10 protein-coding genes are annotated in these 12701 nt (G+C 56.2%); 4 read left to right on the top strand and 6 right to left on the bottom strand.

Annotated elements, in window-relative coordinates; translation table 11 throughout:
- Window positions 1-289: 289 nt before the first annotated feature.
- Together AUC60_RS26595 and AUC60_RS26600 are read left to right on the top strand one after the other, a co-directional pair.
- The gene (locus AUC60_RS26595) at window positions 290-1378 is read left to right on the top strand and encodes an enoyl-CoA hydratase/isomerase family protein (protein WP_087274454.1); all 1089 of its coding nucleotides are present in this window, start codon (window positions 290-292) and stop codon (window positions 1376-1378) included.
- Between the two features lie 3 nt (window positions 1379-1381).
- On the top strand, window positions 1382-2533 hold the full coding sequence (locus AUC60_RS26600) for an acyl-CoA dehydrogenase family protein (protein WP_087274456.1): 1152 nt from the start codon (window positions 1382-1384) through the stop codon (window positions 2531-2533).
- Between the two features lie 187 nt (window positions 2534-2720).
- Here AUC60_RS26600 and AUC60_RS26605 read toward each other — a convergent pair whose 3' ends face one another.
- Together AUC60_RS26605 and AUC60_RS26610 are read right to left on the bottom strand one after the other, a co-directional pair.
- The gene (locus AUC60_RS26605) at window positions 2721-7880 is read right to left on the bottom strand and encodes a dermonecrotic toxin domain-containing protein (RefSeq protein WP_087274458.1); all 5160 of its coding nucleotides are present in this window, start codon (window positions 7878-7880) and stop codon (window positions 2721-2723) included.
- 126 nt (window positions 7881-8006) lie between these two features.
- Entirely contained in the window at window positions 8007-8570 is a 564-nt protein-coding gene (locus AUC60_RS26610) for an NADPH-dependent FMN reductase (RefSeq protein WP_087274460.1), read from the bottom strand.
- A 292-nt stretch (window positions 8571-8862) separates the two neighbouring features.
- On the opposite strand from AUC60_RS26610, the gene AUC60_RS26615 reads away from it, so the two are divergent.
- Window positions 8863-9072: a hypothetical protein gene (locus tag AUC60_RS26615; RefSeq protein WP_087274462.1), complete on the top strand. Its 210-nt coding sequence runs from the start codon at window positions 8863-8865 to the stop codon at window positions 9070-9072.
- 127 nt (window positions 9073-9199) lie between these two features.
- On the opposite strand, the gene AUC60_RS26620 is transcribed toward AUC60_RS26615, so the two are convergent.
- Genes AUC60_RS26620 through AUC60_RS26635 form a run of 4 tightly spaced genes read right to left on the bottom strand, consistent with a single transcriptional unit; the run spans window position 9200 to window position 11789 of the window.
- A complete protein-coding gene (locus AUC60_RS26620; protein WP_087274464.1) occupies window positions 9200-9745 on the bottom strand; it encodes a GNAT family N-acetyltransferase in 546 nt (181 codons plus the stop codon).
- A gap of 44 nt (window positions 9746-9789) precedes the next feature.
- Window positions 9790-10551, bottom strand: coding sequence for a DNA polymerase III subunit epsilon (gene dnaQ / locus AUC60_RS26625; RefSeq protein ID WP_087274465.1), 762 nt, complete (start codon window positions 10549-10551; stop codon window positions 9790-9792).
- A complete protein-coding gene (gene rnhA / locus AUC60_RS26630) occupies window positions 10544-10996 on the bottom strand; it encodes a ribonuclease HI (protein WP_087274467.1) in 453 nt (150 codons plus the stop codon). The genes dnaQ and rnhA overlap by 8 nt, the downstream gene beginning before the upstream one ends.
- A gap of 31 nt (window positions 10997-11027) precedes the next feature.
- The gene (locus AUC60_RS26635) at window positions 11028-11789 is read right to left on the bottom strand and encodes a class I SAM-dependent methyltransferase (protein WP_087274469.1); all 762 of its coding nucleotides are present in this window, start codon (window positions 11787-11789) and stop codon (window positions 11028-11030) included.
- Between the two features lie 70 nt (window positions 11790-11859).
- On the opposite strand from AUC60_RS26635, the gene gloB reads away from it, so the two are divergent.
- Complete coding sequence (gene gloB, locus AUC60_RS26640; RefSeq protein ID WP_087274471.1) at window positions 11860-12639, top strand: hydroxyacylglutathione hydrolase; 780 nt, start codon at window positions 11860-11862, stop codon at window positions 12637-12639.
- Window positions 12640-12701: the final 62 nt, after the last annotated feature.

Consider the following 12701-nt stretch of genomic DNA (forward strand, 5'->3'; position numbering starts at 1 on the left):
CATGCCGAGCCACAGCGAGGCACCCAGTGGTGGGGCAAGAGCCTTTTGGTTACTTTTGGGCCTCAAAAGTGACGCGCCGTAAGGGCGCAACCAATAGATGCATTAACCGCGATAACGGATATGTACACAGAAATGAATGTGTGAATATCAATGCAATGATCAACCGCACCCTGCAATAACGCCCTGGGACTGTGCAGCTTTACCGGTTGTCTTTTGCAAATTTGCACTGTTAGCATCGGGATAGTCATCTCTCGCACCACCCAAAATAAAAACGAACAGGGAGTTTGTAATGACCGCATCTGCTTTACCTGCCCCTCAGCCACTTACCGATAACAGCATTCTGGCCGAAGTGCGCAATCACATCGGTCACCTGACCCTCAATCGCCCTGCGGATCTGAATGCCATTGACCTGAACATGGTGCGCACCCTCCAGACGCAACTCGACGCGTGGGCCAGCGACGACTCGGTGTATGCCGTAGTCCTGCGGGGTGCCGGGGAAAAGGCATTTTGTGCTGGCGGCGACATTCGCTCGCTTTACGACAGTTTTAAAAATCGCGAGACGATGCATCAAACCTTCTTCGCCGAAGAATATGCACTGGACCTGACCATCCACCGTTACCGCAAACCGGTTGTCGCCCTCATGGACGGATACGTCCTGGGTGGCGGCATGGGGCTGGTGCAAGGTGCAGACCTGCGAGTAGTCACAGAACGCAGCCGTTTAGGCATGCCGGAGGTGGCCATCGGGTACTTTCCGGATGTAGGCGGCAGTTACTTCCTGCCGAGAATCCCCGGCGAACTGGGCATTTATCTGGGCGTCACAGGCACCCAGATCGGCGCGGCAGACGCGCTGTATTGCGGTCTGGCGGACTGGTACCTGCACAGCGATGCACTGGCGGAGCTGGACCGCAAACTCGATCGCCTGCAATGGCGCAAACAACCGCTCAAGGACCTGCAAGGGGCTTTGGCAAAGGTCGCCAGCCAGCGACTGCCGGACCCGTCACTGGAAAAGCTGCGCCCCGCCATCGACCATTACTTTGCTCAACCGGACATCATCAGCATCATCGAACAACTGCGTGAAGTCGCCGTTCTGGACACCCACACCTGGGCCCTGGACACCGCCGCGCTGCTGGAGACACGCTCACCGCTGGCCATGGGGGTAACCCTCGAGATGCTGCGGCGCGGGCGTCATCTCACGCTGGAAGACTGCTTCGCGCTGGAGCTGCATCTGGACCAGCAATGGTTTGAACGTGGCGACCTCGTTGAGGGCGTGCGAGCGCTGATTATCGATAAAGACAAGAAGCCACAATGGAACCCGCCCACTGTTCAGGCGCTAAGCGCTGAGCATGTGCAGAGTTTTTTCAGCGGCCATGGAGATTGAGTCATGCACGATATTGAACTCACCGAAGAGCAAGTGATGATCCGCGACATGGCACGGGACTTCGCCCGCAACGAAATCGCGCCCCATGCGCAGGCCTGGGAAAAAGCCGGCTGGATTGATGACACGCTGGTCGCCAAGATGGGTGACCTCGGTTTGCTGGGCATGATCGTGCCCGAGGAATGGGGCGGCACCTACATCGATTACGTCGCCTACGCGCTGGCCGTCGAGGAAATTTCTGCTGCCGATGCCGCCACCGGTACCCTGATGAGTGTGCACAGCTCAGTGGGTTGCGGGCCGGTTCTGAATTACGGCAGCCAGGAGCAAAAACAGACGTGGCTGGCTGAACTTGCCAGCGGGCGCGCCATTGGCTGTTTCTGCCTGACCGAACCTCATGCGGGCTCCGAAGCCCACAACCTGCGCACCCGCGCTGAATTGCAGGGCGATGAATGGGTCATAAACGGCGCCAAACAATTTGTCAGTAATGGCAAACGCGCCCAACTGGCGATTGTATTTGCCGTCACCGACCCGCAGTTAGGCAAGAAAGGCCTGTCAGCGTTTCTGGTACCCACCGACAACCCTGGCTACGTAGTAGACCGCTCGGAGCACAAGATGGGTATTCGCGCATCGGACACCTGCGCCGTGACCCTGAACAATTGCCGCATCCCTGCAGCCAACTTGCTTGGCGAGCGCGGCAAGGGCCTGGCCATCGCCCTCTCGAACCTCGAAGGTGGACGCATCGGCATTGCCGCCCAAGCACTGGGCATCGCCCGCGCCGCGTTTGAAGCCGCATTGATTTACGCTCGGGAACGGGTGCAGTTCGACAAGCCCATCATTGAGCATCAGAGCATTTCCAACCTGCTCGCCGACATGCACACCCGCATCAACGCTACACGCTTGCTGATCCTGCATGCCGCGCGATTACGCAGTGCCGGACAGCCCTGTTTGTCAGAAGCATCGCAGGCCAAACTGTTCGCTTCAGAGATGGCCGAGTCGGTCTGCTCCAAAGCGATCCAGATTCATGGCGGGTATGGCTATCTGGAAGACTACCCCGTCGAGCGCTATTACCGGGATGCGCGTATTACCCAGATCTATGAAGGCTCCAGCGAAATACAGCGCCTGTTGATTGCCAGGGAATTAAAGCATTACCTGATTTAAACGGCGCCCACGCAGATGAACTGCCCCTAAAAGCTGGAAACCCGGGGCCAGTTCATCGACGTGTGACAGGCCGACAGCGTTTCGTTTTAGCGGTGAAGACGCTCGATAGGCACCCTCCTCCCACCTGAAGCCGGTCCGGGACATCGCACCAATAAAGGCGCGGCAACCATCCTGTCATGTGATCTGCTCAGAAGCGCTCACGCCCTAACAGCGTTACCAACAGCGCTACGGAGTCGGCGTTGCTGAGGATGACTTCCGCGCGCCTTTGCGGGTTATCCAGAAAGACGTCGCGCGCGGCGTCTATGGTGGAGGCACCTGTCAGCTTCAGCACCTTGCTTTTGGCCCCACCATCAATCGTTCTCAAGTCCCGCCACACACCATCCTCCTCGACTCGGAACAACTCTTCACGAGGGCTCAGATGGGACAGCCTGACCTGATGTTGTGCCTGCTCCCTTTTCAGGCGTGCACGATATTCGCCGGTGTCTTCAAGCAGATCGAGGAACGGCTGTTCCGAATCAACATAAACGATATCCTCGGTATTACCCGCGATATGCGACAACTCATGAATAAGGGCGACTGCCCGAAAGTGAGCCCCCACATTAAAGCCCCCCTGACGCGATTGCGCAGGTTTGAGCCGGACGAACGGAGAACAGAAAAACCGATCACTGAAAAATATTCTTCTCAGTGGATCATTGGTGTAAGTGAAGGCCGTGGTGTTCCGGGAATCGAGCCTGTTGGTACCTATCACATAACGTCGCGAAGAGTGCGGTGACAGCGTAGGGTCCAATAGAGCACGATAGATATCAATAAATGCCTGCTTGACCGGGATAACCAGCCGGTTACTAAGCGTATCTACACCAAAGAAGTCCTTGAGTATTTGCACGGCACGAGGATCGAGAACACGTCGTCCAGAACGCACCGTCAAGTTATTGATGGCGTTGGCTAGATAAACCCTTGCCTGTCGATGAGCTTCGACGATCTGCGTTGCCTTCAGCGGATACAGACGCTGAACCTCATCGATACCACGCGCGTCCACAACGAACACTTCATCGACATTGACATCAGTCAACTCGATCTTGAACCGAGTCAACGCGCCGCCATTACGCCTCGCACCCAGACTGATATCGAACGCCCACCGACGGTCAGTACCGAGCTTGATAAGAGGACCATCCTCCTCTCCTTCAATCACGCACCAGCCTTTAACACCGTTTCGTACCTGATAGACCTTCCCGGCTACGGCAGCGTATTGCTTGAGCGTGACCGGATCTTTGAAAATATTCAGCGAGTCATTTTTTTCCAGCTGACTCAAAGAAACATTATGAACCTCGAACTGCCGCAGATTCTCATCGAGGTCCAACTGTATTTGTTCGTCGTACCAGCGTGACTCAGCCAACTCATCGGTATCACTGTCACTCTCCGCGAGAGGCGCATCCTCGCCACCCAATTGCTGGCCAGAAGTAATAAATACCAGTAAAGCTGCTGCGAATTCGGCAACCGCCTTGCCCCACTGATCTTCCTTTACCGAGTCCAGCGATGCATTGAACAAGTCCTGCGCCTGCCATAACCCGACCAGACCGCCAACCCTCCCGGGAAAAAACGTCAGGGACTGCTCAGCCCCTAGCAACATCAGGTAGCGGGACTCTGCGCGGTCAGCCTCGGCAGTAGTGACACTGCTTTTTTTGGCCATGAGCATCATCAGCTGTTGGGCAGAACGAAACAGGCATAACAAAAAGTTTTCCTGGGCGGGCACCACGCTCAGTTGCACCGGCGCCGGGTGCGCGTCACCCAGATCGCTGATCCCTCCTGTTGCCCAAGACAAGTGAGGCTGCAGGAAACCGCCTCGTTCGTAGACAAAACGAGCTGTCGGGTCCAGGCGCTCAAGCACCAGCTCTTGCAGCTTGGTGGAAGTCTGCAGGTCGAGCAGTAAATCGTCCTGAGTGGGATATTCCTTGAAGATGAAGTCGGAGCTGGCAATCGCATGCAGAATCCAGGGGCCCTCACTCTGGGTTTCAGGGCCGATCAGGTAGATTCCGGCTGCAACATCTGCAGCGTAGCCAGGAGCGGCTATCAGTTGCAAAGGGCTGAAGATGATAGCCCGCCCGCCAACCGGTAGCCGTGCGAAACCATCAGGCATGCTGACCATATTCTCGATCAAGCCATACCCCGCACTGGTCAGTGTCTTCTGGAGCATCATCTGGAAAGCGGTAAGAAGCAGCGCGCAGGGCGCTTGCTCGGTAAATTGATTAAGCCGCTCTGAATAGTCCGGCGCAGTTTCCTTGAACTTATCTGCCAGATAGGCCTGATACCCGGCACCGACATCCAGCGTGCGCGCCAGATTGCGTACATACACAGCATCCAGCGAGGCCGGTAATGGCGTCGTGTCTTTGGTAGAAACACTGAGCGAAGCACTCTGGAAATTCGAAAAGCGATTGATCGCAAAATCAGACAAGGACTCGCTCAGAGTGCTGGTCGCCGCAGGAATTGATGACGGTACCTGGCCCGCCCCTACGGGGGCTACGGTGTAGTGCGTGAGAGTGATCAGTATCCTGTCGGGATCAAGTGAATCGGACGGATAATCCTTTTTTAAACGCAGGCGCAAATGCGCGACGGCGTACTCATCCAGCGTGGAGAGCGAAGCGATTCGTTGTTTGGAGGTATACATTTGCCAGAAGCGCATTGTCAGCGCTCTGAACACTAACAATTCACGCTTGGAAGCCTTTTTCAGCCAGGCCGGCAAACGCCCGGCCATCAATGAGTATTCAAGCCGGCCAGACAACATATCAATGACGGTACGCGAATGGTCGTCAGACTCCATCGGCGTCAGCATTTTTTTCAGCAGTCCCGCATCTGCTTTCCATTCAATAGCGGTTTGATAAGCAGCTTCGATACCAAAGCATTGCCTATCCAGCTCGTCATCGACAAGACGCTGGATGAAGTCACCTTCGACGCGGGCCAGATTGACCGTGATGTTCGGCGTAGCACCTTGTTTAAAGAAGCTCTGGATTTTTTGTAGATCAGGTTCGGAAATCAGATTCAACCAGTTATCCCGGGATTCGGGGTGGACCAGCCTTGCATTGAGATCAAGCTGAAGCACGCGGACGCTGTCGCACTCCCGGAGCCCAAGTACTGCCGAACACAACAGCGGCTTTGCCCCGCCACTCAACGGTTGCTGGAGGACAAAGACATTGGTAAGCCGTATCGGCGGCTGGCTACTGTCGTAAATCAGGACAGGGACGAAAACTTCGACGGCCTGGAACCCAAAGTGCTCACGCAGATTAAACGCTGGTCGATCAAGAACCTGCTCAAGCATGTCCAGCCCGGACTTGCTCACCTCACTGGCGTGTCGGTGCATGCTCAAGGCGAGTCTGAGCAGCCCTTCCCGGATCAGGCGCGAGGCGTTTGCGGGAATGACACTAGAACCACAGACCCGCAGGTGCGATCCATGAAAGCCTCTGATCTGGCGTGAATACTCGCTGGCGAACTCCTCTTGCGCACGCTCCATCACATGATTGAGCAATTCGGGCGTCAGCCACGACAGATGAATGGAATACTCTGAATCAGGCGGATCGAAGTAAACATGACAATCCTGCAGAATCCCAGCCTCACGATGGCCAGTGACTCGCTCCATGAGCAGCACCGACATACTGACAACGCTGTCATCGTCCTCGCGATACCACATCCGCTGAGCGTCGAAAGTGCCATCCTGCAACACAGAAAAATATCGATTCAATAGCCTGCGAGCGCAATCTGCTGCAGTGGGATGGGCATCGAAAATACTGTCGACCCGTATACGCGCATCACGCAGATACGTAGCCCATAGCAGAGTCGCAGCATTGCGGGTATCCGGGATGTGGGTAGCCAGAGCTGCAACTCTGGACGGCGCATTGAAACTTGACCAACGCTGCTCGGACCTGGCCATCTCTTCGCCCCAACGATCGGTATCGCCCGTGACACAAAGGCGGGGATCAATCAGACAGCGGATGTCCAGGGCAGCTTCAACGTCTACTGACGCGTGAGCCAATGAATTGAAACGAACCTTGAGGGTGCTGGCGAGATTACGTTTTTGCAGCGCAATGACCGAATCGGCGAGTTTGATGAACGGTGTTTTAGTCACCGGGTCCAGACGCAAATGCAACGCGCCCTGAGCTCGCACCAACAGCGAGTCATCGAGCGACGTATAGGCTAATATCTCGGCTCGACCTTCGATCCCGGCAAAATACGCCGCAACTGCGCCCACTCCGTTAAAGCGTCGCAGCCCCTGCTTTGCGCTGTATAAAAACAGGTCCGGCAATTGCTTTGAGGTGAACCCGATCAGAACAACACCCGCCAGCTTGAGCGGAGCCTGCTTGCTTATCGCAATGGAAACCCGCGACATTTCGACTTCGTCTGATACGGCCCCCCTGGCCTGACACAGCGATTTAAGCAACGCATATTCCGCGGCCGTAACGGTGTCGTGTTGTCGGCTGCTCAGCAGGTGCTGACGAAAACACCCGACAAAAGCCTGACCGGTCAGATCCTGAAGACTCACGCCATCCTCTGTAGAGGTGCGCCAGTAATCATCCAGCAAGCTTTCATAGACGCTGATCAACGAGCCGCTACTGGTGACCGCTTGTTGCCAGGATCTGGCCTGGTCCCCCGTCTGTTCGCGACCTTCGCTGTCCAGCCACTGGTGCCGTATGCCGGCGGCCAACGGCACACCACACCACGCTCTGGTTGCTACATCGACCAGCGTCTGCGTCCCCAAAGTGGGACCACTCAGTGTGGGGTTATCAGCCTTGTTAATCTGGGCAATATGGGTGAACACATTGATTGCAGTCCCCGGAAAACGCGCATCAATCTCTTGCTGCAGGTTATGCCCGATGGCTTTATGCAAGGAGGGCAAACGCTGCAAGTGGCCGTTAAGTCGCTGGAGTTGTCGGGCTTGCTGGTCAATGATCGAAAACATGCGCTGCTCGAACAGCTTGCTTTCAATCAGTTCACATTCAAACCTTTCCGGATCGCCGCTTTGCAGACCGAACCGTGTTGTCAGCGCCGTCACCAGCGCCTGACGACTGGCGAATCGCTCAATACCGTCAAGGGGGGTACAAAGGTAAACCTCAGGCTTGAGGCTTTGCGAGTCGCTGATCAGCAGCGCCCCCGCCAGCTCAGCATGCATCAGCCCGCCGTCACCACGGGAAAGCCGATCAACTCGCGGCAGCGTGACGTTATCGTCCTCATCAATGAGCAACCGCAACCACACGGCTTGCTCATCAGTGATGCGCTCGGCCAGAAGCGCATCGTCGATATCCCGGGAGAATCGTGAGCTGAGTGAGTCGGAGTAAAACCAGGGCGAATCTGTAAGTGACATGACAAGTTCCTTTTGCAATGAAAACCCACCGCCGGTCGGGCGATGGGCTGTAAGAGCAGAGGAGCTTATCGGGGGCTAAATCATTGCAGACGGTACATAAAGCAGCGCATTGCCAAATCAGCCAAATCAGGCTTTATGGTTTTGCTCAACCCAAGCCGCATAAGCATTGATGAAGGTTTGCAGGAAGGGCTTTGTCTGTTCGGACAAGGTTCCCGCTGCATCGAAGAAAGTACCCGCGTTGCCCAGATAGGCCTCAGGCTGCTGCAGGCACGGCACATTGAGAAACACCAACGATTGGCGCAGATGATGATTGGCGCCAAACCCGCCGATCGCGCCAGGTGAGGCGCTGATCACTGCACCAGGCTTGCCGCTCCAGGCACTTTTGCCATACGGGCGGGAGCCGACGTCAATCGCATTCTTCAAGGCGCCTGGAACGGACCGGTTGTATTCCGGCGTGACAAACAAAACGCCGTCGGCTGCGCTGATTTGCTGACGAAATGCTGTATAGCTTTCAGGGCTTGATGTGGCGGTGTCGATGTCTTCGTTATAGAGCGGCAAGTCGCCAATTTCGACGATCTTCAACTGCAAATTGGCCGGAGCCAGTGTGGCGAGCGCCAGCGCGATCTTACGATTGATGGAATCAGCACGCAGACTGCCGACGACCACGGCGATCGAATAAACCTGACTCATGGAAATTTCCTTCGACGAATGAAAAGAGCCATTAGTTATAGATCAAGTCGCTGCCCAGGTGCAGATTGGATTGCAGCGATCAGGTACTAAACAGCACAAACCGTCTAAAAACCCTGCGCCGACTATTTTTTAATCGCGGGCAAACTACCCGTAAAAACGGCGGTCTACTTCGCTTGATTGCTCGCTGCGAGTCACGTCTGTCCGAGTGTTGCCGGATCGGACCCTGACTCCTGATGCGCAGTGTTAGCATGCAAGAGTAAACATGCGGTTATCTTCAGAGGTTACAAAGCAAATGGCTTCAATCAAGGTTGGACAATTTCATGCACGCGACGCCGAAGGCCGTGTTTATTCGGTGCATGAGTTCCAGGAGCAACTGTCTGAAGCGAGTGGCACGGAGCCTGTTTCAATCTACAAGCTGGCGATTGGCGATAGGGTCAATCATCTGGGCGGGGATGAGTTTCAGTTGGTCCAGTCAGGCATTACCATGACGCGTACGTCCTGATAGCAGCCCTGCAGATACGCCTGTAGGAGCGGCGTTTACACCCAAGGCGTTTTTCGGGCGACTCTCGCCCTCCCGCCTGGAGTCGGTCCTACGGGAGTGATGCAGCGTTGCTCAACTTAAGTGTTGGTCAGGTGAATAGCAGATACCAAAAGATCGCGCACTCACGTGTCTGCGGATCGATGGCGCGATAACGCAAGTGATCCACCCCACCAACAACAAATCCATACTGCTCATATAAGCGGCAGGCAGCCAGGTTATTGTTCTGGGTTTCCAGCATGATTCCAGGCAGGTTGTGCTTGTGCGTCCAGAACTGCGCGACATCCAGCAACGATCGGGCAACGCCGCTACGGCGCGCCGATACATCGACTGCCAACTCGTCGACGTGCGCAAAACCATTCCAGTGCCGACTCAGGACCATGTGCCCGACAGGACGCTCGTCCAGCCAGGCGACCATCACGGTGCTGTCGGCAGCGTCCCGATAGTCGCAGAACTCCTGAGAGTCGATACCGTAGTTCTTGCTGTAGGGTTCGACCGGTTCGACATGCCAGCACGCTACAGGCTTGCCCACTTCCACCGCCGCATAGCCGCTGACGGTGAATGTGAATTCGCTGTTGAGGATGTAGTCCTCGAAGCACTCGTCAGCAATGCGAATGCTCAGTGCCGGATTGGCCAAAGTCGTGAGTCCATTCAGTTACCAGTGAATCGGTCTAGCTTTGATTATGCCTGCTGCGCAGCGGCTGCTGCTTCCTGCAACTGCACCCATAACGCGGGGGCACCAGCAGCCTTGGCAATCGCCGCCATGCGAACATCGTGTTCAGCCAGATCACTTTCACTGGCACGGATGACGCGGCAGGGCTGGCGGTCGGCTGGCAAGCGACGAATCTCGGTCGCTGTATTACCCGAGCCTTCCCCCGAACCATTGCCGTCACTGGCATTGCCTGCCAGGGACAGGCTGGTCTGGCCGCCAGTCATGGTCAGGTAAACGTCAGCGAGAATCTCGGAGTCGAGCAATGCGCCGTGCAATTCACGGCCAGAGTTGTCGACGCCATAACGTTTGCACAAGGCGTCCAGGCTGTTGCGCTGACCCGGATGCCGCTCACGCGCCATCATCAAGGTATCGAGCACGGTGCAGTGCTGAGTGATATCAGCCCTCTCCTGCTGGCCGATCAGGGCGAATTCGTTGTTGATGAAGCCAACGTCGAACGCCGCGTTATGGATGATCAGCTGTGCGCCCTTGATGAACTCGAAGAACTCATCGGCGACTTCAGCAAAACGCGGCTTGCCGACCAGAAATTCGTTAGTGATGCCGTGGACGCCGATAGCGCCCTCGTCACTTTCCCGATCGGGTTGCAGGTACACGTGAAAATGCCGCCCGGTCAGGCGGCGGCCTATCAGTTCGACACAACCAATCTCGATGACGCGGTGGCCATCGGTGACCGGCATACCGGTCGTTTCGGTATCGAGTACTACGCTACGCATGTTTGATGCCTCTTACTTCGTCAACACCACGATTGGCCAACTGGTCGGCCCGCTCGTTCCCCGGGTGCCCGATATGACCACGGACCCATTTCCAGGTCACGGTGTGACGATTAACTTGTTCGTCCAGCAGCTTCCAGAGATCGGCATTTTTTACCGGCTCTTTGGCGGCCGTCTTCCAGCCGCGCTTCTTCCAGTTAACCATCCACTCGGTGATGCCTTTCATCACATATTGCGAGTCGGTGACCAGCAGAACTTCACAGGGGCGCTTGAGCTCTTCAAGGCCACGAATGGCGCCCAACAGCTCCATACGATTATTGGTGGTATTGGCTTCGCCGCCCCACAGTTCCTTTTCAACACCCTTACAGACCAGCAACGCGCCCCAGCCGCCAGGCCCGGGGTTGCCTTTACAGGCGCCATCGGTGAACAGTTCAACGGTATCGCTCATTACAAACATCCAGAATTAGTTGGCTTGAGCGCTATTCAGGCTCGCAAGTGTCTCGATTGACCTTGGCCATGGGGAGTGGAATCAGCTTGCCCATTGGTTCGCGGCGCAACTCCCGCAAAGGCCGCAATCCTACCACTAGCTTGCGTGCGACTAATAAATAGAAGCCGCCGCCCGGGCTTTGCCAGCCATCGCCGAGACGTTCAAGGCCTGACAGGCGAGCTTGCCAGCTCGCTGAAGCAAGCGGCGGACGATAGCATCCGAAGCGCCGCTTCTCCAGTGCGAAGCCCAGCAGATTCAGCCAGTCGGCGACCCTTGACGGGGAAATACAGCGCGCTTTGTGCAGCGCATCCTTGGCAAAAAAATGCCGCAGGCCCCACGTGCTCCAAGGGTTGATACCGACAATCAACAAATGCCCGCCGGGCCTCACGCTGCTGGCTGCCTCGCGCAGCAAGCCGTGAGGTGACAGGCAGAAATCCAGACCGTGCTGCATCACCACAACGTCCGCCGCATGCTCGCTGAGCGGCCATGCCTGCTCTTCACAGACAATCTCGACACCAGGCAGCGGCGCACCCAGGCGCACATTGCGCTGGACTTGCTGCGCTGCGGGCGGCGTTTCGGCTGAAGGGCCGTAATGCACCAGATAACCACCGAAAAAGCGCCCGAGCTCTTCTTCCAGAACCCGTCGTTCTTCCTGCAATAAAAGCTGGCCTAAAGGGCCTGACAGCCAGTCGCGTGCTGAACTGATCAGCGCCAGCCATTCAGGATCAGCCTGTGCGAATGCTTCATCGGTCATGTGTGATCCTCGCATCAAGCGTCATCAGACTCTAAGATGCCTCATTGTTTCCCGCTAAGCGAACTGCGCCATGATACAGATTGATGCCCTGCCGGCTTTTAACGACAACTACATCTGGTTGTTACAAGATCCTTCGAGCAAACGCTGTGCCGTGGTTGATCCCGGAGACGCTGCCCCCGTCATCAATTGGCTGGAACAACATCCGGACTGGACCCTCAGCGACATCCTGATCACCCATCATCATCACGACCATGTGGGCGGTGTTGCGCAACTCAAGCAGCGTACGGGCGCCCAGGTAGCGGGTCCGGCAACGGAAAACATTCCGTCGCGGGACATCAGCCTCGCCGATAACGACCGGATCAACGTCCTGGGACTCGATTTCGATGTCATCCTCGTTCCGGGCCACACCCTGGGCCATATCGCTTTTTACCATGCAGGCTCGGAAAAGCCGTTGCTGTTCTGTGGCGACACACTCTTCGCCGCAGGTTGCGGGCGTCTGTTCGAAGGCACACCGGTACAAATGCACCAATCGCTGAGCCGCTTGACCGAACTTCCAGATGACACGCTGGTGTACTGCGCTCACGAATACACGCTCAGCAATCTGCGCTTCGCCCAAGCCGTCGAGCCACACAACGCGGACATCGCAGAGCGTTTGGCCGAAGTGACCGGGTGGCGCAACGAAAACCGTATCAGCCTCCCGTCAAATCTCGCGCTGGAACGTCTCACAAACCCATTCATTCGCACCAATGAAACATCTGTTAAACAAAAAGCAGACGAACGGAGCGGCACCGATAATCAGTCTCCGAGCGAGATTTTTGCTGCCTTGAGAGCTTGGAAGGATACGTTCTAAAAAGCGCAATACTGAGCACAAAATCGTTGAAAGGTTGACCATTGGCAGGGGGGTTTCTAGAA

The organism is Pseudomonas caspiana (assembly GCF_002158995.1).
Taxonomy (GTDB): Bacteria; Pseudomonadota; Gammaproteobacteria; order Pseudomonadales; family Pseudomonadaceae; genus Aquipseudomonas; species Aquipseudomonas caspiana.

Coding starts and splice junctions, on each gene's coding strand:
- rnhA (WP_087274467.1), bottom strand. CDS start 10,996: ATGAGCGATACCGTTGAACTGTTCACCGATGGCGCCTGTAAAGGCAAC.
- AUC60_RS26605 (WP_087274458.1), bottom strand. CDS start 7,880: ATGTCACTTACAGATTCGCCCTGGTTTTACTCCGACTCACTCAGCTCA.
- AUC60_RS26615 (WP_087274462.1), top strand. CDS start 8,863: ATGGCTTCAATCAAGGTTGGACAATTTCATGCACGCGACGCCGAAGGC.
- AUC60_RS26595 (WP_087274454.1), top strand. CDS start 290: ATGACCGCATCTGCTTTACCTGCCCCTCAGCCACTTACCGATAACAGC.
- dnaQ (WP_087274465.1), bottom strand. CDS start 10,551: ATGCGTAGCGTAGTACTCGATACCGAAACGACCGGTATGCCGGTCACC.
- gloB (WP_087274471.1), top strand. CDS start 11,860: ATGATACAGATTGATGCCCTGCCGGCTTTTAACGACAACTACATCTGG.
- AUC60_RS26610 (WP_087274460.1), bottom strand. CDS start 8,570: ATGAGTCAGGTTTATTCGATCGCCGTGGTCGTCGGCAGTCTGCGTGCT.
- AUC60_RS26635 (WP_087274469.1), bottom strand. CDS start 11,789: ATGACCGATGAAGCATTCGCACAGGCTGATCCTGAATGGCTGGCGCTG.
- AUC60_RS26600 (WP_087274456.1), top strand. CDS start 1,382: ATGCACGATATTGAACTCACCGAAGAGCAAGTGATGATCCGCGACATG.